This window comes from Bradyrhizobium hipponense, from assembly GCF_008123965.1.
Lineage (GTDB): Bacteria > Pseudomonadota > Alphaproteobacteria > Rhizobiales > Xanthobacteraceae > Bradyrhizobium > Bradyrhizobium hipponense.
Genome location: NZ_VSTH01000021.1, coordinates 183,762 through 206,156 on the forward strand (window position 1 = coordinate 183,762; position 22,395 = coordinate 206,156).

The following is a 22,395-nucleotide window of genomic DNA, read 5'->3' on the forward strand; positions in this document are numbered from 1 at the left end:
TGGCCGATCGTACGATCAGTGCCGCGACAGCTCGCGCTTTCGGATCGTCTGCCTGACCTCGGCACCGCAATCGGCGCATTCATAGACGAAGTCGATCTTGGCAAGGCTCCAGTGCGGCTCGACCTCGCGCACATACATCGGCAGGAACCCCATGCAGGTGGGGCAAATCACAGGCGCGATTTCGATATCCTGATGATGCTGTACATAAGCTGGCATCTCGGCTCTCCTTCGCAGGCGACCACCAAACCCCGGTGCAAAGGTTACTGCCGGTCGCGCCGGCCTCGTCATCAACTCTTTCGAACAGAGACGGAACGGCGGCGGTTTGCGGTTAGCTGTGACATTCTTGTTACGGCCCTGTTACGGCTCTGGACTGTAACGGGCAGACCAAATGCCTATTTCACCGGCAGATCCGGTTCTCGGACCTCACTGCAACGATAAGGGAGCACCCCATGACACATGCCATTCGCTTTCACACGACCGGCGGCCCTGAAGTTCTGGTTTGGGAGGAGGTCAGTGTCGGCAAGCCCGGACCTGGTGAAGCGCGTATCCGCCACACTGCCGTCGGTCTCAACTTCGTCGACATCTACAACCGCTCGGGTCTTTATCCTGCGCAACTGCCGAGTGGTCTTGGCAGCGAGGCGGCCGGCGTCGTCGAGGAAATTGGACCCGGTGTTACCGATCTGAAGCCGGGCGATCGCGTCGCCTACGGCGCCTCGCCGCTCGGCGCCTATTCGGAGGCGCGGCTGATCCCTGCCGACCGGCTGTTGAAGCTGCCCGATGGTGTCGACGACAAGACCGCGGCAGCGATGATGCTGAAGGGCCTCACCACGCAGTATCTGATCCGGCAGACCTATCGGGTGAAGGCCGGCGACACCATTCTGCTCCACGCTGCAGCCGGCGGCGTCGGTTTGATCCTGAGCCAGTGGGCCAAACATCTCGGCGCGACCGTGATCGGCACCGTCAGCAATGACGAGAAGGCGAAGCTCGCCAAGGCGCATGGTTGCGACCACGTCATCATCTACACCCGCGAGGATTTCGTAAAACGCGTCGACGAGATCACCGGCGGCAAGAAGGTGCCGGTGGTTTATGATTCCGTCGGCAAGGACACCTTCCTGAAATCGCTGGATTGCCTCGCGCCGCTCGGCGTCGCTGCATTGTTCGGGGCGTCCTCCGGCGCCGTCGAGCCGCTCAATCTCGGCCTGCTTGCCCAGAAAGGCTCGCTCTACGTCACGCGCCCGACGCTGTTCACTTACGCCGCCAAGCGCGAGAGCCTGGTCGCGATGGCAGGCGAACTGTTCGACGTCGTCAAGTCGGGCGCTGTCAAGATCGAGGTGCGTCAGACCTATCCGTTGAAGGACGCCGCCAAGGCGCACGCCGATCTTGCCGCGCGCAAGACCACGGGATCGACCGTTCTCACCGTGTAGTCTCCGGCCGGACAGTGACGTGGGCCGCAGGCCTGCGTCACGTTCGTTCGTGCTTGCGCAGGTCGCGGGCGTGATCGCGGCGGATCGCCTGGAGGCCGACTTCGTCAGGCCGGATTTGGGGAAGGGCGGCCTCGGTCAGGATTGCTTCGGTCACGTCCTCGACCGATTGGTCCACGATCTCGTGAATGAAAGAGATGTTTCGATACTCACCCGAGGTGACGCGGGAGACGACCTCGCGTCGGGTGATTTCGGGATCGACGACCGCTTCGCGGCCACGCCGCCCGTAATCGAGCATCACGACGAAATACTGCATGGAATGGCCTACCGCGGCCCAAGTGGTCCGGGTCGCGATAGACTATTTCCGAAAATCATAATTTAGTCAGGCGCGATTTCCAAAAATCGGAAATTCGCGCCAGACGCCTACTTGCTCTTCTTGCGGGGGCGCGCCGACTTGGCGCGCAGACGCTCGAGCTGACCCTTGGGCATCGACAGGCAGATCTCGCCGACCCAGTCCAGCTTGACGCCGACGATCGGCTTGGCATTGAAACTGGTGAGGTTGACGACGGAGGGGGTTTTGCCGCGCTCGATGGTCTTCAGGTAGCGTTCCCCGGTCTTCAATCGCACCGCCGCCTCTTCGCCGTAGAAGCTCGACAGCGGATGGCGCTGGTCCTTATAGACCACGATTACGTCGCCGTTCTCGTATTTGGGCAGCATCGAATCGCCGACGATCTCGAAGGCGACGGTCTCTTCCATGATGGGGAAGGGCAACGCGACGTCGCCGAGCCCTTCAGGAGGAACCTGTTCATAATCCGGCTCGATCACCGCGCCGGCGCCGACCCGGCCCATGATCGGCGCGAGATTCAGTTCGAGATATTCCATAATCGGAATGATTTCCGACGCCTTCACCAGGCGTTCGCCGCCGAGGATTTCCGACACCGCACCCGGTCGCACGCCCATGGCGGCCGCGAGGCCGCCCTTGCTCTTGCCCGTCTTCTCCAGGCCCCGTTCGATCATTGCAACGTCCAACATGGTGATTTCCTTGATTGCGGTGGTCTTGCCTCTTGTAATCCGAAATTCGGAATTGATGCAATTATGAATATCAGAATTTTCGATTGACTTTTTGTTTCGGAATACCGGAATGTATGTTCCGCCACCCGACCGCGAGGGGTCAACATGTGGCGCATCACGGGACAGCAGCATGGAACCGGGCCATTGGTCGTCGGAGCACTCCGACGCGCTTCACGACTATTTTCTCAAAGGAATGTCCTATGCGGAAATCGGAAGACAAATTAACGCAAGGTTTGGAACGGCTTACTCACGCAATGCCGTGGTCGGCCGCGCCAAGCGGCTCGGACTCGCGGCGCCAGCACGGATAGCTAGTCCGTCAATCGTTCCGTCCTTGCTCAGTGAGGCCTGTCTGCTTTCCCCAGGACGTCAGACCTTGTCATATCTGAACCTGCCGCCGAAATCGGCACTGAAGCCGGCCGCGCCGGTCAAGTTGCGCTGTGTTGGCGTGCAGCCGCGCCTGATCTCTCTGGTTGAACTCGAACCAGGCGAGTGCCGCTATCCCTATGGCGGCGACAGGGATGGGGAGGAGATCACTTTCTGCGGTCATCCACTCCAGCCGGGCTCCAGTTATTGCGCGCCCCATCTCCGCCTGACTCGCCGGCCCGCAACCGGCTCCGCGCGCAACGCCGCTCCTGTCGTGCTGAGGCTCGTTTCGGCTGCCTGACGGGGGCCGCCGCCGGTTCAATCGTCGATTTTCTGCAAGGAGTATTCGAGTGGGACGTGTTCGACGCAATAGTTCCTACAAGTTGGCCAAGATCTACGACCGCCGGTCGCGCGAGCTGCCGTTCAATGGCGAGGTGGCTGAAATCGAGGTCGACGATCCCATGGCGCTCGATTCCGGCGACAGGATCGTCGCTTTGCGTTCCATCCGCAGCGATCCGCTTGGCCGGCTGCATTCACACCATCAGATTGACGAGGTGCAATACCGAGGCGGGCGGGCGTTCCAGAGCGACTGGGAGAGGGCGGAGCGGGGGCCTCAGGCGGTGGATCCGACCCGCGAATATGTCGATGGCGCGCGCACGCGCGAGCCTGTCACCGAAAGCCAGCGCCAGGCGGTGCTGCGGCTGAACCGGATCGAGCGCGAACTCGGCACCGATGGTGCCGCGCTTGTGCACGACGTGCTGGTGCTGGGCCTGACGATGGACCAGATCGGACAGCGCCGCGCCGCCCGCACCCAGCGCTGGAACGACTTTTTTGCGCGGCGCTTTCGCGAATGCCTCGACCGGCTGGCGCTGATCTACGGTTTTGCAACAGAAGCCACGGGGCGGCGCTCCGAGCCGCATCGATAATGTGGGCGCTGGCGGCCTTCGCCGCTGGCGCGCCGCCGTCCGCTACGGATGCGGGACGATTTGGTAGGGCGTCGTATAGGGCTCGACGCGGAGCGAGGCGTTGGCGAGAAGCCCTATCCTGGCGGTCGGCGCCTGCTGCAATTCGCCGTTCGCGCCCCGATGCACGTTGTATTGCCAGACGGTGAGATCCCCCTTCTGCGCCAGTGCGTGCGCCACCCCGCTCGCGTCATTGCCGCCGAGCGCCTGAAGTTCCTCCGCTGACAGTCCGATGATAATCTCGTCTTTGATGGTAACGATCTTGAAGAGGTTCATCTTGGTCTCCTGCGCCCATGCGCCTTGTATCGAGAAGGTGAGAAGCGCGACCGCGGCGCCCTTGATGAGATCGCAGCGAGAAAGCATGCCGTCGTCCTTTGGTGCTGACACGCGCCTGATTCGAGACCAGCCATGGCGGCGTGGTTTGCGTGGCCGTTCGCAACTGCTTGGTCGCTCGATCTTGAACAACGGTTCATCGGCGGAAATACATATGATCTTCCAGGGCGCAATCGACGAGATGCAGAGGGCAGACAAGAAAGTCGATCCCAACGCACTCGCCGCTTCGATAAGCTTCGGTCGCCCCCGATCAAGACGCTAGAGACTGGCTGCGGGATCGATATTCGCTTTAGTCGGCGATACAACCGGCGAGATCGGGCTCAACAATCGCGTGTATACCCTGACGAAACAATAGTCCGCGTCTGCCGATCTCTGTTCACACTGGAAAACAGACGAAACGCCGTGTCGATTGGCGGCAATCAAGCCGGCGTGCGGGATTATGCAGCCTCTTGACGCAGGTGGGTGACGGCGCTCCATAATCCTGTTATCCGGAATCGCCGTGGTGCGGTGCAGATGACGCATCGCTACGCGGGCGGTTGGGCTTGCCGAAGTGGTTGTTTCTTGTCATAGTTGCAACCTCTCGGGTTGAGCCGGTCCGCTTGGATGTGCAGTTTAGCGTGCTAACCCGCAGGTGCCCTGGCCGAGAGTTCGTCGTCGCCATGGCGCTCGATTATGGCGTTCGGTTCTCGAGTGGGGGCCTTTAGATCAGATCGCGAAGCCGATCCTTGTCATGGGTGCGAGATGAAGAACATCGAATTCGCGGCTGAACTGCACCTCAAGCTCGGCGCGCCTGCGAGCAGCACCGTCGAAAGTCTGCGGCTGATGCGGGCATTTCTGAAGCTAGCGCCTCGGCAACGTTTCGAAGTCATCAAACTCGTCGAAGACCTCGCGACTGACGAATCGCTCCCCGAATATCCCCTGTCGTGAGGCCGGGCGGCGCGCCGACGTCATATTGCTCTCCCAAGCGTTGGCCCTGCCGCACTGCCGTCGGCCCGGTTGCGCCTGCCGCCTGGTCTCACCGCTGGAAGCCAGCACGGCAAATGTGATAGTCAGTTAGAAAAAAGGGAGGAGAGCGACCATGATCGAACCGAAGCTGGAAGTTCCGGCCGAACTGCGCGACCTGGCCGAGAAGACGATCGACCAAGCAGAAAGGGCATTCGGCATGTTTTTCGATGCCGCCACCAAATCGATGACGTCGGTTCCGGGGACGGGCACGGAAGTATCGAAACAGGCGCTCGCTTTTACCGAGCAGAACATGAAGGCAGCGTTCGAGCACGCCCGCAAGCTCGTTCACGCGACCGACCTTCAGGAAGCCATGCGGATCCAATCCGAATTCCTGCGCAGCCAGTTCACGAATGCCGGGGATCACATGCGCCAGATGACCGGCAACTTCATGCAACCGGGCAAAGGCAAGTCCTGACTATCGCGCAGTTGCGTCTGCTCACAAATTAGTCTTGCGTGGCGGCAAGAGGCGCATTTCAATTCCGGTGCAGGTCCATGATGGGCCACCGGATGAGTCTCATTCGCCGTCCATCATCCTTTCTGCTGATCCCTGTCGGTTCAACCGGCAGGGATTTGCATGTTGCGGAGTGACCGCGATTGGCCGGCGCGATGCTAACGCAGCGATCCGATATAGGCTGCGATGTCGCTGGCTTCGGTCCGGCTCAGGGGAAAGTTCGGCATCTTCGGATGCGGATCGAGCAGGAAGAAAGCGAGCCTGTCTGGACTAAAGTCTGGTCTGCGCGCAACTGACGCGAAGGAGGGCACGTCTGCGCTGGCCTGGCTCTGCCCGTTCGTCACGACGTGGCAGCTTGCGCACCAGCGTTTGGCAAGGTCGCCGCCATGATCGGCATTGGCGGCGGATGCCGCCGAACCGCCGGGGGTTGATGCCACGACGAGAAGCAGACAAATTTGCCTCAAATGCTGGTGCATCAGGCAGCCCTTACGCATTTGCCTGCGGCTGCTCATCCGCAGCACGATCCCGGAAATTGCGAGAGATCGATGCGAGCGATGATCGACCGCAGCAGTCGGCGAGCGGAGCGATACAGATGACGGACGGGCCCCGCTATCCTTGCTGCGGGAAGGCCAAGGCTTTCGGTATGGTCCGGCACCTGTCTCTCCGACGTTGTGCAGACAGCCTATCGCACTGGCATCGAAGAGGCCTTGATCTGGCGCAAGGCAGCCAGACTAGTAATCGCCGGGATTCATGATCATCGGGCTTCTCGTATCGGCAGGCGCGAGCGAGCTGCTTGCACTGTCGCGTAAAAAGCGGTCGAGCGTCGCCTGGATCTTCTCCTTGACCGAGTCGGGGCCGCGGTCGCTCATCTCCGTATGATGTGCGCCGGTATGGACGATGTCGATGCCTCGCGCCTTGGCTTCTTCCGGCGTCGGCAGCACCCCGGGATCGGTGACGAAATGCGGATCTTTCGAACGGAACGACAAAATCTTCATCTTATCGCTGACCACGAAAGGCACTCGGAGATTGTCGAGGGTGATCACTTTCGACACCAATTCAGGATGCTGATGGGCGACATACATGGAGACATCGCCGCCGTTGGAATGTCCGACGAGGGTGACGTGGTCGTAATCGGCGTTCTCCTGCCGCCTCTTCAGCGCGCCCAGCACGAAGAGGATGTTGGCCTCGCAGCGGATATAGACCTCGCGCCGGCCGACATATGGCTGACCGACCCGGGTCATCAATGGCGGATCGCTCGGGAGGTCCTGCTGAATGCTGGTGACGAGATAGCCGCGCGCGGCGAGCACGTTGGCGAGGAACGAATACTCGGACGCCCTGACGGTGTTGCCATTGCTGATGATCGCGAGCGGAAGCTTCCAAAGTCCGAGATTGGCCTTGGTCTCATAGTCGCGCCGCACAGCGATCTCGACCGAGATGGGCCGCTGGCGCGAAGCGTCGAACAGCGTCAAAGTCTCATGGCGGATCGCGAACCGGCTGACGACGAAATATTCGCCGACACCGAGGACGCAAAGAAAAGCCAGAACTACACACACCCTCTTCATGGGTTCCGTCTCGATCACTTTTGACTGAAGATAGATATTGCAGACCTGTAGATCGAGCGATCGTGAGCAGAGTACGTGATTAAATTTAGGCAAGTCTGTGAAAAGGGTCCCAAAAGGGCCGCATGGGATGCACCGCAGCGAAGGCTGCGCGGCTAGAGACACCCGGTCTTGCCGCGCTCGGGGCAGAGCCGGAAGGCGCTCGAGAGCGTAACCAGGAAGCGCGGGCTGCGGCGCTCATTGTCCGGCGCCCGGTAGCTCAAGGGGACGGCGACCCCGAAATCGGCCTGGAGGTCGTCCCACAGAAAGAGCCGCGCGCCGACCCCGGCCGATGTCAACGACAGGCCATCGCTGAGGCGGTACCCGTCGTTCCAGACGGCGCCGGCGTCGCCGAAAGCATAGAGCTGATAGCCGCTCCAATAGCGGAAACTGAGCTTCTGGTCGAAGCGCAGTTCGAGCGACCCGGCAAGACCGTTGTCGCCGCTGATCTCGGCCGCGCCATAGCCCCGGCCGAAGGCCGCACCACCCAGGTAGAACTGCTGTGAGATGAACAGCGGGCGCGACGCGGTCTGGCTCGCCGCGGAGAGCTTGAGTGACCAGGTATCGTCGAGTGTCTGGTAGCGCGTGAACCAGAAGTTCAGCACCGAGAAGTTCGACGAAGCGCCGTCGCGCGACAGAAGATCGTCGTAAAAATGGGAGGCGCCGAAGATGTCGAGGCCCTGGCGGTAGATCAGTGTCGCGTAGCTGGTGCCGCCGAAGCGGTCCTGGAGTCGATAATCGGCGGCTAGGCTCGCGAACCTGATGTGGTCATTGTACCAGGGCCCATAGAGGTCGCGTTCGGACACATTGCTGAAGGTGGTGGCCGCCGTCAGGATAAGGGACGAGGATTGCGACTGGAGCGGCACAAGGCTCGCCCGAAGCTCGAATGCATCGGTGGTGGTGATATCGTTGTCCAGGCGTCGCGCATCCCCAGGCCGGACCTCGCTGTGCAGAAGCGAAGCACCGAGACGCACGCCGTCGACGCCGACAGGGGTGTCATAGGATAGGCGTCCGAAGCGAAGTTGGCGGGGATCGTTCGCGGTCGTCGATAGGTTCACCGCCAGCGTGTCACCGGGCGTGAGATAGGAGTTGAAAGCTCCTGTCGCATAACTCTGCCACGGGCCGACCGTCGAGGATCCGAGATTGTCCAGACCGAACGAGGTGAAGATATGCCAGGTCTTCAGAAAGACGGTGAGCCGGAAGCGACCGGTTGCCAGACCGATTTCTTCAAGCGCGGTATCGGAGATCCGTACACCCGGCCTTCCATTGATCAGATAGAGCTGGCGTTCGAGTGTGGCCAGTCGCGATGGACGCTCGGCAAGGACCGGGCCGAGCATCGGCCTAATCCCGAATTGTTCGGCGCCGTCGCCCTTGAGCTCGGTCTCTACGATGGAGCCTTCGATCACCCGGATCTGGACGTGTCCGTTCTGAATGTCCTGTGGGGGGATCAAGGCCCGGGTCAGATGGAAACCGACAGAGCGGTAGAGATCGCTGATGGCGCCGGCGATCGCCACAAGGTCCGCTTGGGAGACCTGTCTTCCGAGGTAGGGTTGATAGGTGCCGCTAATGTGCTCGTGCGGAAGCGCATCCGCCCCACTGATGCTCACGCCGCGAAGCACAAATTGCGGCCGGGTGTCGGCGCCGCTATCGGGACGCCCTACAGCCGGTAGTTTGACAGACGCCCCTCTACGGGAATTTTGGTCGGTCTGCGTGTCAAAATATTTTTCGGTCTGCCGCGGATCGAAGCCGGGCTGACTCGCCTGCTGCGCGAGCGCTTGCGGAATTCCCGCAATCGTCCGCAGCAACAGGCCCATCGCGGTCGCCAAACACCTCCAGCTACGCTTCCATGAGGGGCGCTCTCCGTAGTTCAACGGAGTGTCGCCGCAGGAATCGTAAGGAGAGGTTAGCCTCATGATTTTTCATAGTTTTTTATGGTCAATGAATGGTTAAGGCAGCGGGTGCTCTTACCGGGACTGCGGCTAATCCTATCTTGAGAGATATCCGATAAGCCTCAGAGCCGGGCTACTCCGGACTGAGGATCATCATGCTTGGCAGAGATCGACTGCAGCGCGCTTTATCGGCGGCGCTGATACTGGGAAGCGCTTCTCACGCGTTCGCAGCGGAGGGCGGTGCATGGTCGGTCAGCAAGGCGACGGGAGAGGTCTGGATCGCGACGGACGGTGCGCAGCAAGTCTCGCTGAAGCAGGAAGAGACCTTGAAGTCCGGCGATACCATTCGCACCGGACGTAACGGTCGCGTGCTCCTGGTCCGCGGTGAGGAAACGATTTTGATCTCGCCCAATTCGGTGGTCGGCTTACCGGCTGAGAAGAAGGACGGGCTCTCGACCACCATCATCCAGCAAGCGGGTTCGATCCTGCTCGAGGTCGAAAAGCGCAACGTCAAACATTTCGAGGTCGAGACGCCCTATCTCGCGGCAGTGGTCAAGGGAACACAGTTCAGCGTTACCGTGAACGCGGGCAGCACCAAGGTCGGCGTGCTCCGCGGCCAGGTCGAAGTCTCCGACTTCAAGACGGGCCAGATTGCCCAGGTGTTGCCGGGCCAGGTGGCGACCGCCTTTGAGCACGGCAAGTCCGGTCTCAGCCTGAGCGGGGCTGGTACTTTCAATGCAATCGAGCAGGGTAAGCCGCGTGCACCCACGATCGATCGGATCCCGGTGCCGAAATCGGGCTTATCGGCTCCCCGCAACGCCGCCAACGGTCACGCATTTCATGCCCTCGGTCAGCTCGAGAAGAGCATGAAAGGCATTAAGGCGGCCAGCGCGGACTTGAAATCCCAGCAGGCGGCCCGCGGGTCCCATCTCCGGGCCGGCGTGATCCGCATCTCGGGCTCGCTTGGCGAGGTGAAGCTGAACGTCCACAAAGCGACGCACGGCCTCGCACGCGGTGCAACGGCGCCGGGCGCAATGAGAGGTCCGTCACAATCCCGCGCCGAGACGGTCTGGAGCGATGGCGCGACGAGCACGACGGCAGCCAATAGCGCCATTCAGACCGCAACGCCGACAAGTAGCGCCATAACGGGCACGAACTCATCAGGTGCGAGCACCGCCGCGACCATGGCCGGCGCGTCTAGCGAGAATGCGCATGGGGCAAACCGCAGCTCGGTCGCGGGTAATGGCAATGCCGGTGGCAACGGAAATTCCGGCAACGGGACTGCAAGCAACGGAAGCGGCAACGAAGGCGGTAGCGGCAGCGGCAATGGGGGCGACGGCCACGGCGGCACGTCGGGACACGGCAGACACTGAGGCCATTCCCTAGCGGGAGAGGGGCGCATCCGCAGAACGTGGGTGTGCGGGAGGATCGGGTGAAACGCTTTCGACCACATATTCTGGTTGCGACTGCGCTGGCGATCGTGCTGTCCACGGGATGGCACGGTTCCCTTCGTAATGCGCTCATCGATCTGCGGTTCGCCTGGCAATCCCGTGAGGCCAGTGGTGACGTCGTCGTCGTCGCCATAGACGCGCCCTCAATCGACCAGATCGGTGTGTGGCCCTGGCCCCGCCGTTTGCATGGCGAATTGCTGCAACAACTCGAAAGCGCCCGCGTGCAGGATGTCGCCTTCGACGTCGACTTCAGCACGCCCTCCGATCCCGCTACCGACGAGGCCTTGGTCAAGTCGCTGCGGAATGCCGGCGGCGCGACTATTCTGCCGTCCTTCAAGCAACCAGGGCCGAATGGCGGCGCAGCTCGCATCAATCGCCCACTGAAGTCATTCGGCAACCAGTCGTGGCCCGCCGTCGTCAACGTCGCGGTCGAACCCGACGGCCTCGTTCGGCGTTACCCATTCGGGGAGAAGCTCGGCGATACCTTTTTGCCCTCGATGGCCGTTGTGCTGGCGGGACAGAATGGCAGCCGAACCGCGCCTTTCCTGATCGACTTCAGTATTCGCTCAGCTTCCATTCCGCAGGTGTCTTACTTCGACGTGTTGCGAGGCGACGCCGCGACTCTGGCGAGACTGAAGGACAAGAAGGTCATCATCGGGGCCACGGCGCTCGAGCTCGGCGACCGATTCAGCGTGCCCAATGGCCGTGTCGTATCTGGGCCGATGCTTCAGGCGCTCGCCGCGGAATCAATTCTTCAGCACCGGACTCTGCGTCGGACCTCTGACGTAGGCATGGTGCTTGGCCTGTGTGCCATCTGCTTGCTGATGTTCTTTTGCTGGCGCCGCATCGTTTCAGGCTTTCGCGTCGCGATGCTGGTGGCGATGGGTGCCGCACTGGAGCTCGCCGCCGCTTTGGTGCAGGTCAAATGGCCCCTCGTCATAGACACATCGCTGTTCCACATCGCTATCGTCGCCTATCTGACGGCGATTGCGCTCGACGAGATCGATTTCCGCAGCCTCCTGGGGCGCATTGCCGAAAGCCGCTTTCACCGCATCGCGATGTCGCTTGGCGACGGTCTGGTCTGCACCGATGAGGATCACCGCATCACAGTATGGAATCCGGGCGCCAGCGCGATCTTTGGCTACATGCCGGCCGAGATAATCGGGCGTCGGTTCGAAACGCTGTGCGCGGTGGCAGTCGACGGCAGCGCGAGGCCTGCTGCGATGCGCGACGCTGCGCGCCAGGCACTTCTGGTTCCGGGAGGCGCTGTCGTCGTCGAGTTCGAAGGCCGGCGCAAGAACGGCGAGACCTTTCCCGTCGAGGCGAGCTTCTCGGGTTGGCAGGGAACGGATGGCTTCCAATATGGTGCGATTCTGCGCGACATCTCCGTACGCAAGCGCGAGGCGGAACGTGTCAGGTATCTCGCCGAACATGATGCGCTGACGGGTCTTGCTAATCGCAATACGCTGCATGCAGGACTCTCCAGTTTGATCGCCACGGCCGAGTGGCAGTCTTCCGAAGTCGCGCTGCTGGTACTCGGACTCGACGGCTTCCAGCAGATCAACGACATGCTTGGACACTCGGCGGGCGACCTCGTGCTGCGCGCCGTCGCCGCACGCCTGAAGTCCGAGGTGGGAATGGAGGCGATCGTCGCTCGACTGAGTGGCGACGAGTTCGCGATCGCGCTCGATTGCGCAGCGGCTGGCGAGCCGATTGCCGAGTTTGCCGAGCGCATCGCGCGTGCATTCGAGGCACCGCTCGCAACTGGCGCGCGCCAGCATCGTATCAGGATCAGCATTGGCGTCGCGGTCTACTCGGAACAAGGCCAGGGTGCGGACGATCTCCTTAGCAATGGCCATCTGGCCCTTTCCAGGGCGAAAGCGACCCGGCGCGGCGGCCATGTGATTTTCGAAAGCAGCATCAGACAGGAATTGGAGAACAGGCTGACGCTGGAGAATGAGCTTGCGCTTGCCGCCGATCGCGGCGAGTTCGAGCTGTTCTATCAGCCGCAGGTTCGCCTCGTTGACGGCGGTCTGGTCGGGGCCGAAGCCCTGATCCGCTGGAAGCATCCCACGCGAGGCTACGTCTCGCCCGGAGAGTTCATGCCGGTGGTCAACACTTCGGCACTCTCGGAGCGCATCGCGAGCTGGGTGATGGAGACCGCCTGCCGGCAGGCGCGGAGGTGGGAATTGTCCGGTCAAACCGTGCGCGTGGCGATCAACCTGTCGCCGTCGCAGCTTCATGCCGGTGATCTCGCGCATGCCGTCGCGATATTGCTCGATGCGACCGGGCTCGCGCCGTCGCTGCTCGAGCTCGAAGTCACGGAGGACATCCTGCTGCACGACGAAGCCCGTGTGCTCGACATGTTCAAACGGATCCAGGAGCTCGGCGTCCGCGTCCTGTTCGACGATTTCGGCACCGGTTATGCGAGCTTGAGTTATCTGAAAAAATTTCCACTCGATGGACTCAAGATCGACCGTTCGTTCGTGCTCGACTTGCTCGCGGATTCCGACGACGCTGCGATCGTCGGCTCGACCATCGGGCTCAGCAGGCAGCTTGGGCTCACCGTCGTGGCCGAGGGCATCGAGAACCGCGCCACGGCTGACTTCCTGATCAGCATAGGATGCGAGGAAGGGCAGGGCTATTTCTTCGGCCGTCCAATGCCTGCCGAGGCGTTTGAGCGGCAATTCCTCGCGGCCGAATGCGAAGCTGTCAGCGCTGCCTGAACGGGCTCGATCCGTTCTAGCGTCGGCGCGCGACGGCTACGCCAAAGAGGAAGGCGACGAACAGACTCGCCAAAGGCGCTTCGCGGGTGATCGCCGCGACGGTCGCGAGCGGTTTGCCGGGCTTTCGAGCTTCGTCGATGGCAGACGTGAGGCGGTCGACAGCGGCGCGGAGGCCGCCCGCGACCTCGCCTATCGTGTGGGAGACGTCGGTCGCGGCGTCAATGGCGCGCTCGGCCATGCCGGGCTGAGTCGGGGACTGCGGAATTTCCGTGCTCAAGTTTCTAAACTCCGCTTCTGAAGCGATGAATGAGGCGCGGCACCTTTGGCTATCCTCGCGAGCGCTCGTTTTTGAACAGCGGGTCGGACGACTTTTGGCTATCCGCGACAGGCGCCGTGGTAAACGGCGGGTGCCGGCCTTGGATCGGTAATTCGGGCTATGGGATTTTGTTCCCGGGTGCTCATCGAGTGACGCACTTTCATCAAACTACCCGTGAAACGACGGGTGCGAATCTCTGTTAGGCTAGCGCAGGCTTGCTGACCTCGGGAGACTGCCGTGACAGATCGGACCAGGCCGGATCGAGGCCGGCGGATCGCCCTGCTCGGCGCGCCCATCGACATGGGGGCCTCGCAGCGCGGCACCCTGATGGGTCCCGCCGCGCTGCGCACCGCTGGTCTTGCGAAGCTGCTCGATGGCCTGGACTTCGAGGTCGTGGACTACGGTGATCTCTCCATCGCTGAAGTCAGGGATCTCGACGACAGTCCGCCGGACAAGGCCAATCACTATCGGGAAATCCAGCGCTGGACGCGCGCGCTGAGTCGTCGCAGCTATGAGATCGCCGGGACCGGCGCGATTCCGATCTTCCTTGGCGGCGATCATACGCTGTCAATGGGCTCGGTCAACGCCATGGCGCGCCATTGGCAGGAGCGTGGTCGCAAGTTCTTCGTGCTCTGGCTGGATGCGCATGCCGACTATAATACACCGGAGACGACGATCACCGCGAACATGCACGGCATGTCGGCGGCGTTCCTATGCGGCGAGCCCGGCCTCGACGGCCTCCTGGGTGATGATCCCCGTGTGTCGATCGATCCCGACGGGCTCGATCTGTTCGGCATACGCTCGATCGACAAGCTCGAAAAGGAGTTGATGCGCGCCCGCCGGATCAGGGTTGCCGACATGCGCCAGATCGACGAATTCGGCGTCGCCGTGCTGATAAGACGTGTCATCGAGCGTGTCAGGGCGAGCGACGGGGTGCTGCATGTCAGCTTCGACGTTGATTTCCTCGACCCCTCTGTTGCGCCGGGCGTCGGCACGACAGTGCCGGGCGGAGCGACGTATCGCGAGGCGCACCTGATCATGGAGCTCTTGCACGATTCCGGGCTGGTGGGATCAGTCGACATCGTCGAGCTCAATCCGTTCCTGGACGAACGCGGCCGGACCGCGCGCACCGCGGTCGAACTGATCGGCAGCCTGTTCGGCCAGCAAATCACCGACCGCCCAACACCGAGCAACGCGATCGCACCGGGCGAGTGAGATTGTCGCGCGGCGACGCTTGTGCATTGCAAGGAAAGGAACTGCTCTCGCAGCCGGCAGATTTGGGTCAGCCCTGATCGAAATTGCCTGCTTTTGAAATAGCTGCCAATTGCAAATGCCGCCGTTGGAATGTTTCATGCGGGCTCAGCGCCAGCCGAGGATCCGCAATGAGCAGCACGATCAATCCCGACGATGATCCTGTGACGACCACGCGCCGCCGCTTTCTGAAAGGCGGCACTGTTGCGCTCGGAGGCGCCGTTCTCGGCGCGGGCGCTTCTGCTGCTGAGACGGACAACCTTCCGCCCAACACTCCAGAATGGATGAAGATGCCGGGCGAGCCGATGGGAAGCCAGCCCTATGGCGCGCCCTCGCCGTTCGAGAAGGGCGTCGTCAAGAACATCTCGAAGACGCTCAAGCAGTATATTTCCGCCTCCGGCCGGACGCCGTTGCAGGAGCTCGATGGGATCATCACGCCGAACGGACTGTTCTACGAGCGGCACCATGGTGGCGTTCCGAGCATCGACCCGGCGCAGCATAGGTTGATGTTGCATGGCCTCGTCGATCGGCCCCTGATCTTCACCATGGACGATCTGCGGCGCTTTTCGTCGGAGTCGCGCATCCACTTTCTCGAATGCTCGGGCAATCCCAGTTACAGCAAACCTTATGGCAAGACCGCATCGGACCTCGTGGGTCTGGTGAGTTGTGCGGAGTGGACGGGCGTGAGCCTGAAGCTGGTGCTGCAGGAAGCGGGGCTGAAGCCGGAGGCCAAATGGGTCATAGCCGAAGGCGCGGACGCTGCGGCATTGACGCGCAGCATTCCCATCGAGAAGTGCCTCGAAGACGCCATGCTGGTCTACAGCCAGAACGGCGAACGGCTCCGCCCGCAGCAGGGCTATCCGCTGCGGCTGTTCCTACCGGGCTTCGAGGGAAATATGAGCGTGAAATGGCTGCGGCGCCTGCACGTGACTGCAGAGCCGGTCTATTCGCGCGAGGAGACCTCGAAATATACTGATCTTCTGCCGGATGGCACGGCGCGCGAGTTTTCCTTCTACATGGAAGCGAAGTCGATCATCACGCGTCCCTCGGGCGGCCAACATTTGGACGCGCCCGGCTTTCACGAGATCTCGGGAATCGCATGGAGTGGACACGGCAAGATCGCGCGCGTCGAGGTGTCCGTCGATGACGGCAAGAGCTGGCAGGAGGCGCGATTGCAGGACCCGGTACTCACGCGTGCCTTGACACGCTTCCGCCTGCCATGGCGATGGGACGGCAAGCCGGCAGTGATCCAGAGCCGCGCCATCGACGAGACCGGCTATGTGCAGCCGACGCTGACCGAGCTGCTCGCGGTGCGCGGCGAGAACTTTTTCTACCACAACAATGCGATCTGGCCCTGGCGCGTCGCGGCTGACGGCGAGGTGACCAATGCGCTTGCGTGAGACTTGCGGCATCGCATTCGCGATTCTTCTGTGTGCCTGCGCCAGCGACGCACAGGCGCAAAGCCCCTACGGTATCGGACGTCCGGCGACACCAGCGGAGATCGCGGGCTGGAATCTCGACATCGGACGCGACGGCGGCAATCTGCCGCCGGGTCGTGGTTCGGTGGCGGACGGTCGCGACGTGTACGCCCAGCAATGTGCCTCGTGCCACGGCGAGAAAGGCGAGGGCGGCCTCGGCGACAGGCTCGCGGGCGGGCAAGGCACGATCGGCACAGCCAAGCCGATCCGCACTGTCGGCAGTTTCTGGCCCTATGCGACGACGCTGTTCGACTACATCCGTAGCGCCATGCCGCAGAACGCACCGCAGTCGCTGAGCGATGACGATGTTTATGCGGTGTCCGCTTATGTCCTGAGGCTGAACGGGCTGGTCGGAGAGAATGCAATCCTCGATGCAAAATCGCTTGCGGCCATCAAAATGCCGAACCGCGACAGTTTCGTCGGCGATGCGCGGCCCGATGTGAAGAGGTAAGTGCGTGGCTATAGAGTTCCCGCGCCTTGGCTCGAAATTTGCGTGAGAAGACCATGGAACTCGTCGGGCGCCTTTGAATTAGCCCGGGTGAGGAAAAGGTGCGGATGTTTCGATGGTAACTGATCGCTTCGCGTACTCTATCTCAACGGCGCTTCGTCATCCCGGCGTGATTGCGCTGATCGTGGCAGGTTTGACCATTGCCGCGATGTTGATCGTCGACCATGGACCATGGAACCGGGCCAAGACCCAGCCTGCGCACGTTGCGATGTACCACACCACGGGCGAGGCCGCGCGTGCTGCGGGCGCTGACGTGCTTCCCACCGAACCAAAATCGCCGATCGAGCCTTCGCGGCCGGGGCCGAAAACCTCCCCGACGGTCAACCCCGTAACGCCGTAGTCGTCGGCCCTTTTGGCCGTCAGCCCTTGTAGCGTCAGCCCTTAACGTCAGCCCTTGCGCCCGTAATTGAGAAGCCCGCTGCTGGTCTTCGGCGGATGCGCGCGCAATGCCTCTTCGTTCGGCTCGGTTCCCCAGCCGGGCCTGTCCGGAATGACCAGATGACCGTTCTGGATCTCGGGCTCGTGCGTGAACAGTTCGCGGTCCCAGGCAAGACGGTCGATGTCGATCTCCATGATACGCAGGTTCGGTACCGCAGCGCAGAAATGTGCGTTCATCATCGAGCAAAGGTGGCCGTAAAAATTATGCGGCGCGACGTTGACCTCGAAAGCTTCCGCGGCGGAGGCAATCTTCATCGATTGCCAAACGCCGTTCCAGGGCGTGTCGATGATCGCGACATCCATGGCTTGCTGATGAAAATAGGGCAGGAATTCGCGCAGGCCGAGCAGCGTCTCGCAGGACGAGATCGGATGCGGGCTTTGCCTGCGGATGTAACCGAGCGCTTCCGGATTGAAACTGTCGATCTCGACCCAGAACATGTCGAGGTCCGCGATGGTTCGCAGGATCTTCAGATAGCCTTCGGTCTTGGCGTTGAAGTTGCAGTCGAGCAGGATGTCGACATCGGGACCGGCGCCGTCGCGGATGGCTTCCAGATGCGTGCGCAGGTCGCGCAGGATCTTGCGATCGACATTGATCTCGGGTGCAAAGGGCGAGCCGAAGCCCGGACGCCAGCCGGTCGGCTTGCCGTCGTCATAGGAGAAGATGTTGGTCTTGAGCGCGGTGAACTTCTTCTCGGCGACCTCGCGCCCGATCGCCTTGACACCGTCGAGGTCTTCGATCGGCGGCTTGTACCAGGACGGATGATTGATCCGCCAGGTCGCGCAGTGCGACCAGTAGACCCGAACGCGGTCGCGGATCTTTCCGCCGAGCAGCTCGTAGCAGGGCACGCCCAGCAGCTTCGCCTTGGCATCGAGCAGCGCATTCTCGATCGCGCCGAGGGCCTGCGCCACCACGCCGCCGGCAGCCGGACGCGTGGCCGCGAACAGCTCGGCATGGATGCGCTCATGCTGGAACACGTTCTGCCCGATCACGCGGGCGGACAGGCGCTGGATCGCAGCGCCGACCCCGGGGGAGCCAAATCCCTCGTCGAACTCGCTCCAGCCGACGATGCCGTCGTCCGTCGTCAGCTTGACGAAATGGTAGTTTCTCCAGCCGGCATCGCAGGCGAGGATTTCAAGGCTTCTTGCTTTTGATGATTTTGTCATGTCGCTCCCCGTTGCCCGGCAGGGCTTTGTTTTCTTATCAGGCTTGGTTTTTTATGGCCGGAGTCGCGGAGCCCGGCCTCAGTGCCAATTGTTAGGCCAAGGACGGCCCGGCGTGAAGACTGGATAGGTGCAGCCGGCAGCACTTCCGACGCCTCAGCCGATCACGGACGAACCCAGCAGGGCGAGCACGGCCAGCGCCATCAGCGCGGTGCCGAACCATCCCAGCGCGACCAGCCATCGGCGCGCCTTGAAGCGGCCCATGATTGCGCCGCTCGAGACGATCACCATCATCATCGCCATGATGGGAACGGCGACGATGCCGTTGAGCACCGCGCTCCACACCAGCATGTGGATCCCGCTGATGCCGGTGAAGCCGAGGCCGAAGCCGATCAGGGTTGCGGTGGCGATGATGGTGTAGAAGCCGACCGCCTCGTCCGGCTTGGCCTCCAGCGTGGCGCGCCAGCCGAAAATCTCGGCAACGCCGTAGGCCGCCGACCCCGCCAGCACCGGGATCGCCAATAGGCCGGTGCCGATGATGCCAAGCGCGAACAGCGCAAAGGTGAAATCGCCGGCGAGCGGCCGCAGCGCCTCGGCGGCTTCGGTGGCCGAGTTGATGTTGGTGACGCCGTTCGCGTGCAGCACCGATGCCGTGGTCAGTATGATGAAGAAGGCGATGCCGTTGGCGAGCAGCATGCCGGAGACGGTATCCATCTTGATGCGGTCGATCTCGGGGTTGCCGCCGCGCTTGAGCTTCCGCAGCGGCTTGTCATGCCTGCCGTGGTTCATCTCCTCGACCTCCTGGGAGGCCTGCCAGAAAAAGAGGTATGGGCTGATGGTGGTGCCGAGCACGGCGACGACCATCAGGAAATAATCGGCGCTGACATTCGCCTTCGGCCATAGCGCGGCAAGCAGCGCGGTGCTCCACGGGATCTTCACGGTGAAGGCGGTCGCGACATAGGCGAACAGCGCCAGCGTGAGGAATTTCAGCACCGGCGAATAACGCCGGTAGGGCAAAAAGACCTCGAGCAGGGTCGAGCCGGCCGCGAAGATCAGGGCGTGCTCGTGATTGAGCCCGCCGATGACGAGCGACAGCGCCTCCGCCATCGCCGCGATGTCGGCGGCGATGTTGAAGGTGTTGGCGGCAACCAGCATGAACACCAGCGCTAGCACCGCCCAGCGCGGCGCGACCTGCATGACATTGGCGGCGAGCCCCTTGCCGGTGACACGCCCGATCCGCGCGCTGACGAGTTGGATGGCGATCATGAACGGCGTGGTCAGAAACACCGTCCACAGCAGCCCGTAGCCGAATTGGGCGCCGGCCTGCGAGTAGGTGGCGATGCCGGAGGGATCGTCGTCGGCCGCGCCGGTGATCAGGCCCGGTCCCAGCCTTTGCAGCAGTGTCGGTGCGGATTTGGCGGAGGAAACGGCGCCGCCGCGCTCGGAGGGATGTCTCATGGGCGGCGGGGCCGATTCATGGAAGGTCCGAAAGGCCTACCATCAATGCGGCCGGGGAATAAAAAGTTCCGGCACTCGCGCCAGGTGCCCCGCGGGTCCGGCGCTTCTGATTATGCTAAGTGCGTTTGCTCCGTCGGGCAAAACAGGTGTAGAACTATATCATCCAAAAATTGCGCGAGCCCGCCCCGGTGTCGGGCGGCGGGCTTGGTCGCTCCGGCGGCGAAGCCGGTTGGCCGCTTTATTTGATGCTGACGAACATGCCCCAGGCCGCGGCGAGCGCCGCGCCGGAAAAGACGATCAGGGGATTGTCGCAGAACGCGCTGCCATAGCTGCACATGTTCGTGCCGAACTGGCCAAGCTCGTGATGGCTCGCGGAGTAGAACAGTCCCGACAGCACCAATAATGCGGCGGCGACGTAGTACATCGGCGGTTTCTCCTTCGGCGGCTCCGGTATCCCTTTGCGTCGCCATGGCGGTGGATGCCCCAGCTTGGCGCGGACAGATTTCATTCCGCCGAATCCGATATGCGGCATTTGACTAAAGTTGGACCGGTTGGGCCAAGCAAACGGCCTAACGACGCCGCCCAACGAGGCAGTCCTTATCGTGGGTTTATCGCGCGCATCTGGATTGGGCCCACAGGAGGAGGGTCTGGTCATGCGTCCACTTCGGCCGCTGTCGAAACTCACTACGGCTGAAGAAGACAGAGAAGACGTTGTCGATCTTGCTCGCGGCGGCGCTGGTTGCAGCGCATCATCTCAAGCTCGGCTTGGGCAGTGGTGATGTCCTGACGTTGCTTCTTCATTTCGATGACACGCGCCTCCTGCACTGCAAGCTGCCGCTCTCCTTCGACAACCTCGCGTTCGATCTGTCTCAACTCATCAAAGAGCGCATCTTTGTACATAGAGCTTGCAACGGATCACCGTTCGCAGCGTTCCTTTCGGGACGGATCTGGCAAGCAAAGCACGGCTGCGGGACGCCTTCAGCCCGACGAAACACGCCTGAAACATTGCTGAAACCAGATAGTCCTGAACGCGGCGGCCGCTGGCTCCGCCGGGGCGGCCGTGCAGCGATGCAGACGATGCCGTGTCGCATGGTCCAAGTGATCGAACCTCGATCGCGCGCTCAGCTGCGGCCGGTTCGTCCCCGGCGGATGAATGCAAGACTGAGGAGGGCCAAAAAGACGACACCTTGAATAATGAGAATGCGCAATTGGAGACCCGCAAGGGTATCGGCAACAGCCTCGGGATAGCGCGTCTTGAGATCGTTGATGCTCAGGAACGCTATGGGCATGCTCAGCACAAAACTAACGGCGAATAGCCACAGGTCTGCGGGCGCCTCATGCCCGCGCACGCCGACGCTGCTGAGGATTGCGCTTTCCTTCGCGTAGACTCCTTGGCCTTCCTGTCCTCCGGGGAAACATATCCTGCCGGGATCCGCCCCAAGAAACAGGCCGCGCTTGGCCAGTAACGCCGTCATCGGTATCGCGATCAAAAAGCTGAGCCCGAACGAGTACAGGCTGTGCAGAGCGAAGGGCGAGATCTGATCGGCAGTAAAGTTCGCAACAAGGCTGGGCGGCAAGCGGACCGCGAACAGTGCTGAGAACTCGGTGAGCTGCTTGTACCAGCTGGGAAAGGAGGCTATCGCCGGCAGCAGGATGGTGGTGAAGACCGTTGTGAGCTGAGGTGACTTCCAGCGTTCGATCGCGGCATCCAGGCGACCCAGCAGCGCCGAGCGCGCGGTGTCGGATATCCCGTCACCGAGCAGAATTTCCTGTCGCAACCGCCGAAGCCGCCCGTGGAAATGCCCTTTCATGAAGATGATCAGGAGCGGGCGAACGAATATCAGCGGTGCCGAGGGGGCTTCGCCGCGCCATAACCAGATCCAGATATAGTGAAGTTGCCGCAGGAAGAACTGCCGGTACCGCCAATGCCCGGGAAAGCAGTTTCGGATCGCTATGACGAGGTTGACCGGAATGATGAGAAACACCCCGACCACGAAGAAGAAGTAAAACTTCAACACCGCCCAGAGCAAGATCAGCATTGGCATGATGCTGACAAGGGGCAGGTCGAGGGTTCGCCGTTCGACGCCGCGATACAATCCTATCAACTGATCGGTGGCTTCAGCGAATGCATTTTCGGCGTCAGACATGAGGAATCCGCCGTGTGATCTGCTGCAGGCGAACCGCTCGCCCAGCCTAGCGCGGCGCGGGAGTTGTCATTGTGAAACACCTCACACGGGCAGCGCCAAATTGCACGGGGAAGGCTCCGGATAAGCCGAGGTCCCGGCTTTGCGTGCTCCTTTGCTTTTCGACCCGCATGCCGACACAGCGCGGCTGGACGATAAGACGCTTGGCGAGGCGGTGCTTGCTGCTCGATGCGCGGCTCGCCGGTGAGGTCAAGGTGCGCGGCGGGGGGTGGTTAAAAGTTCAGGCATATCTATGCGGGACCGGTCTTCCTGGTTCATGCGCAAAATTCCGGAATTAAATACTAAAAGCCACCGGCCTGGGACGCAGGTGC

The 22,395-nt window shown here is 61.9% G+C and carries 24 protein-coding genes; 11 read left to right on the forward strand and 13 right to left on the reverse strand.

Annotated features, from left to right (window positions below):
• Nucleotides 1–15: 15 nt before the first annotated feature.
• Complete coding sequence (locus FXV83_RS08180) at nt 16–216, reverse strand: hypothetical protein (RefSeq protein ID WP_148738667.1); 201 nt, start codon at nt 214–216, stop codon at nt 16–18.
• 233 nt (nt 217–449) lie between these two features.
• On the opposite strand from FXV83_RS08180, the gene FXV83_RS08185 reads away from it, so the two are divergent.
• Complete coding sequence (locus tag FXV83_RS08185) at nt 450–1,424, forward strand: quinone oxidoreductase family protein (protein WP_148738668.1); 975 nt, start codon at nt 450–452, stop codon at nt 1,422–1,424.
• 37 nt (nt 1,425–1,461) lie between these two features.
• Here the strand turns inward: FXV83_RS08185 and FXV83_RS08190 are convergent, their stop codons facing one another.
• Both FXV83_RS08190 and FXV83_RS08195 read right to left on the reverse strand, forming a co-directional pair.
• Nucleotides 1,462–1,737 carry a hypothetical protein gene (locus FXV83_RS08190; RefSeq protein WP_148738669.1) on the reverse strand — a complete coding sequence of 92 codons (276 nt, stop codon included), beginning with the start codon at nt 1,735–1,737 and terminating at the stop codon, nt 1,462–1,464.
• Nucleotides 1,738–1,844: 107 nt separating this feature from the next.
• On the reverse strand, nt 1,845–2,453 hold the full coding sequence (locus tag FXV83_RS08195; RefSeq protein WP_148738670.1) for a S24 family peptidase: 609 nt from the start codon (nt 2,451–2,453) through the stop codon (nt 1,845–1,847).
• A gap of 169 nt (nt 2,454–2,622) precedes the next feature.
• Here FXV83_RS08195 and FXV83_RS08200 point away from each other — a divergent pair, with 169 nt between their 5' ends.
• Nucleotides 2,623–3,156 (forward strand): GcrA family cell cycle regulator, encoded by a 534-nt coding sequence (locus FXV83_RS08200; RefSeq protein WP_148738671.1) that lies wholly within the window; start codon nt 2,623–2,625, stop codon nt 3,154–3,156.
• A 49-nt stretch (nt 3,157–3,205) separates the two neighbouring features.
• Nucleotides 3,206–3,781, forward strand: coding sequence for a hypothetical protein (locus FXV83_RS08205; RefSeq protein WP_148738672.1), 576 nt, complete (start codon nt 3,206–3,208; stop codon nt 3,779–3,781).
• A gap of 42 nt (nt 3,782–3,823) precedes the next feature.
• Here the strand turns inward: FXV83_RS08205 and FXV83_RS08210 are convergent, their stop codons facing one another.
• On the reverse strand, nt 3,824–4,180 hold the full coding sequence (locus FXV83_RS08210; RefSeq protein ID WP_148738673.1) for a hypothetical protein: 357 nt from the start codon (nt 4,178–4,180) through the stop codon (nt 3,824–3,826).
• Between the two features lie 711 nt (nt 4,181–4,891).
• Here FXV83_RS08210 and FXV83_RS08220 point away from each other — a divergent pair.
• Entirely contained in the window at nt 4,892–5,077 is a 186-nt protein-coding gene (locus tag FXV83_RS08220; RefSeq protein ID WP_148738674.1) for a hypothetical protein, read from the forward strand.
• A gap of 151 nt (nt 5,078–5,228) precedes the next feature.
• On the forward strand, nt 5,229–5,570 hold the full coding sequence (locus tag FXV83_RS08225) for a phasin (RefSeq protein ID WP_148738675.1): 342 nt from the start codon (nt 5,229–5,231) through the stop codon (nt 5,568–5,570).
• Between the two features lie 194 nt (nt 5,571–5,764).
• On the opposite strand, the gene FXV83_RS08230 is transcribed toward FXV83_RS08225, so the two are convergent.
• The 3 genes from FXV83_RS08230 to FXV83_RS08240 all read right to left on the reverse strand — a co-directional run bounded on the left by FXV83_RS08230 (nt 5,765) and on the right by FXV83_RS08240 (nt 9,117).
• Nucleotides 5,765–6,082, reverse strand: coding sequence for a c-type cytochrome (locus tag FXV83_RS08230; protein WP_148738676.1), 318 nt, complete (start codon nt 6,080–6,082; stop codon nt 5,765–5,767).
• A 255-nt stretch (nt 6,083–6,337) separates the two neighbouring features.
• On the reverse strand, nt 6,338–7,168 hold the full coding sequence (locus FXV83_RS08235; protein WP_148738677.1) for an alpha/beta fold hydrolase: 831 nt from the start codon (nt 7,166–7,168) through the stop codon (nt 6,338–6,340).
• A 152-nt stretch (nt 7,169–7,320) separates the two neighbouring features.
• Nucleotides 7,321–9,117 (reverse strand): ShlB/FhaC/HecB family hemolysin secretion/activation protein, encoded by a 1,797-nt coding sequence (locus tag FXV83_RS08240; RefSeq protein WP_148738678.1) that lies wholly within the window; start codon nt 9,115–9,117, stop codon nt 7,321–7,323.
• Nucleotides 9,118–9,248: 131 nt separating this feature from the next.
• On the opposite strand from FXV83_RS08240, the gene FXV83_RS08245 reads away from it, so the two are divergent.
• Together FXV83_RS08245 and FXV83_RS08250 are read left to right on the forward strand one after the other, a co-directional pair.
• On the forward strand, nt 9,249–10,466 hold the full coding sequence (locus FXV83_RS08245) for a FecR family protein (protein ID WP_148738679.1): 1,218 nt from the start codon (nt 9,249–9,251) through the stop codon (nt 10,464–10,466).
• Nucleotides 10,467–10,525: 59 nt separating this feature from the next.
• Nucleotides 10,526–13,270 carry an EAL domain-containing protein gene (locus FXV83_RS08250; RefSeq protein WP_187435748.1) on the forward strand — a complete coding sequence of 915 codons (2,745 nt, stop codon included), beginning with the start codon at nt 10,526–10,528 and terminating at the stop codon, nt 13,268–13,270.
• Nucleotides 13,271–13,286: 16 nt separating this feature from the next.
• On the opposite strand, the gene FXV83_RS08255 is transcribed toward FXV83_RS08250, so the two are convergent.
• Nucleotides 13,287–13,547, reverse strand: a complete 261-nt coding sequence (locus tag FXV83_RS08255; protein ID WP_148738681.1) for a hypothetical protein — start codon at nt 13,545–13,547, stop codon at nt 13,287–13,289.
• Between the two features lie 276 nt (nt 13,548–13,823).
• Between FXV83_RS08255 and rocF the strand changes: the two genes are divergently transcribed.
• The 4 genes from rocF to FXV83_RS08275 all read left to right on the forward strand — a co-directional run bounded on the left by rocF (nt 13,824) and on the right by FXV83_RS08275 (nt 17,163).
• Nucleotides 13,824–14,801, forward strand: coding sequence for an arginase (rocF, locus tag FXV83_RS08260; protein ID WP_148738682.1), 978 nt, complete (start codon nt 13,824–13,826; stop codon nt 14,799–14,801).
• A 167-nt stretch (nt 14,802–14,968) separates the two neighbouring features.
• Nucleotides 14,969–16,237, forward strand: a complete 1,269-nt coding sequence (soxC, locus tag FXV83_RS08265; RefSeq protein WP_148738683.1) for a sulfite dehydrogenase — start codon at nt 14,969–14,971, stop codon at nt 16,235–16,237.
• A complete protein-coding gene (locus tag FXV83_RS08270; RefSeq protein WP_148738684.1) occupies nt 16,224–16,766 on the forward strand; it encodes a c-type cytochrome in 543 nt (180 codons plus the stop codon). The genes soxC and FXV83_RS08270 overlap by 14 nt, the downstream gene beginning before the upstream one ends.
• Nucleotides 16,767–16,878: 112 nt before the next feature.
• On the forward strand, nt 16,879–17,163 hold the full coding sequence (locus tag FXV83_RS08275; RefSeq protein ID WP_148738685.1) for a hypothetical protein: 285 nt from the start codon (nt 16,879–16,881) through the stop codon (nt 17,161–17,163).
• A gap of 47 nt (nt 17,164–17,210) precedes the next feature.
• Here FXV83_RS08275 and FXV83_RS08280 read toward each other — a convergent pair whose 3' ends face one another.
• The 5 genes from FXV83_RS08280 to FXV83_RS08300 all read right to left on the reverse strand — a co-directional run bounded on the left by FXV83_RS08280 (nt 17,211) and on the right by FXV83_RS08300 (nt 22,027).
• The gene (locus tag FXV83_RS08280; RefSeq protein WP_148738686.1) at nt 17,211–18,425 is read right to left on the reverse strand and encodes a mandelate racemase/muconate lactonizing enzyme family protein; all 1,215 of its coding nucleotides are present in this window, start codon (nt 18,423–18,425) and stop codon (nt 17,211–17,213) included.
• A gap of 153 nt (nt 18,426–18,578) precedes the next feature.
• Nucleotides 18,579–19,880: an NRAMP family divalent metal transporter gene (locus tag FXV83_RS08285; protein WP_148738687.1), complete on the reverse strand. Its 1,302-nt coding sequence runs from the start codon at nt 19,878–19,880 to the stop codon at nt 18,579–18,581.
• 238 nt (nt 19,881–20,118) lie between these two features.
• Nucleotides 20,119–20,304, reverse strand: a complete 186-nt coding sequence (locus FXV83_RS08290; protein WP_148738708.1) for a hypothetical protein — start codon at nt 20,302–20,304, stop codon at nt 20,119–20,121.
• A 260-nt stretch (nt 20,305–20,564) separates the two neighbouring features.
• A complete protein-coding gene (locus FXV83_RS08295) occupies nt 20,565–20,780 on the reverse strand; it encodes a hypothetical protein (RefSeq protein ID WP_148738688.1) in 216 nt (71 codons plus the stop codon).
• Nucleotides 20,781–21,001: 221 nt separating this feature from the next.
• Complete coding sequence (locus FXV83_RS08300) at nt 21,002–22,027, reverse strand: hypothetical protein (protein ID WP_148738689.1); 1,026 nt, start codon at nt 22,025–22,027, stop codon at nt 21,002–21,004.
• Between the last annotated feature and the right edge of the window lie 368 nt (nt 22,028–22,395).

Bases quoted from the DNA above. Each gene is read 5' to 3' on its own strand.
- FXV83_RS08180 (WP_148738667.1), bottom strand. From the start codon at position 216: ATGCCAGCTTATGTACAGCATCATCAGGATATCGAAATCGCGCCTGTG.
- FXV83_RS08185 (WP_148738668.1), top strand. From the start codon at position 450: ATGACACATGCCATTCGCTTTCACACGACCGGCGGCCCTGAAGTTCTG.
- FXV83_RS08190 (WP_148738669.1), bottom strand. From the start codon at position 1,737: ATGCAGTATTTCGTCGTGATGCTCGATTACGGGCGGCGTGGCCGCGAA.
- FXV83_RS08195 (WP_148738670.1), bottom strand. From the start codon at position 2,453: ATGTTGGACGTTGCAATGATCGAACGGGGCCTGGAGAAGACGGGCAAG.
- FXV83_RS08200 (WP_148738671.1), top strand. From the start codon at position 2,623: ATGGAACCGGGCCATTGGTCGTCGGAGCACTCCGACGCGCTTCACGAC.
- FXV83_RS08210 (WP_148738673.1), bottom strand. From the start codon at position 4,180: ATGCTTTCTCGCTGCGATCTCATCAAGGGCGCCGCGGTCGCGCTTCTC.
- FXV83_RS08220 (WP_148738674.1), top strand. From the start codon at position 4,892: ATGAAGAACATCGAATTCGCGGCTGAACTGCACCTCAAGCTCGGCGCG.
- FXV83_RS08225 (WP_148738675.1), top strand. From the start codon at position 5,229: ATGATCGAACCGAAGCTGGAAGTTCCGGCCGAACTGCGCGACCTGGCC.
- FXV83_RS08230 (WP_148738676.1), bottom strand. From the start codon at position 6,082: ATGCACCAGCATTTGAGGCAAATTTGTCTGCTTCTCGTCGTGGCATCA.
- FXV83_RS08235 (WP_148738677.1), bottom strand. From the start codon at position 7,168: ATGAAGAGGGTGTGTGTAGTTCTGGCTTTTCTTTGCGTCCTCGGTGTC.
- FXV83_RS08240 (WP_148738678.1), bottom strand. From the start codon at position 9,117: ATGAGGCTAACCTCTCCTTACGATTCCTGCGGCGACACTCCGTTGAAC.
- FXV83_RS08245 (WP_148738679.1), top strand. From the start codon at position 9,249: ATGCTTGGCAGAGATCGACTGCAGCGCGCTTTATCGGCGGCGCTGATA.
- soxC (WP_148738683.1), top strand. From the start codon at position 14,969: ATGAGCAGCACGATCAATCCCGACGATGATCCTGTGACGACCACGCGC.
- FXV83_RS08270 (WP_148738684.1), top strand. From the start codon at position 16,224: ATGCGCTTGCGTGAGACTTGCGGCATCGCATTCGCGATTCTTCTGTGT.
- FXV83_RS08275 (WP_148738685.1), top strand. From the start codon at position 16,879: ATGGTAACTGATCGCTTCGCGTACTCTATCTCAACGGCGCTTCGTCAT.
- FXV83_RS08280 (WP_148738686.1), bottom strand. From the start codon at position 18,425: ATGACAAAATCATCAAAAGCAAGAAGCCTTGAAATCCTCGCCTGCGAT.
- FXV83_RS08285 (WP_148738687.1), bottom strand. From the start codon at position 19,880: ATGAGACATCCCTCCGAGCGCGGCGGCGCCGTTTCCTCCGCCAAATCC.
- FXV83_RS08290 (WP_148738708.1), bottom strand. From the start codon at position 20,304: ATGTACTACGTCGCCGCCGCATTATTGGTGCTGTCGGGACTGTTCTAC.
- FXV83_RS08295 (WP_148738688.1), bottom strand. From the start codon at position 20,780: ATGTACAAAGATGCGCTCTTTGATGAGTTGAGACAGATCGAACGCGAG.
- FXV83_RS08300 (WP_148738689.1), bottom strand. From the start codon at position 22,027: ATGTCTGACGCCGAAAATGCATTCGCTGAAGCCACCGATCAGTTGATA.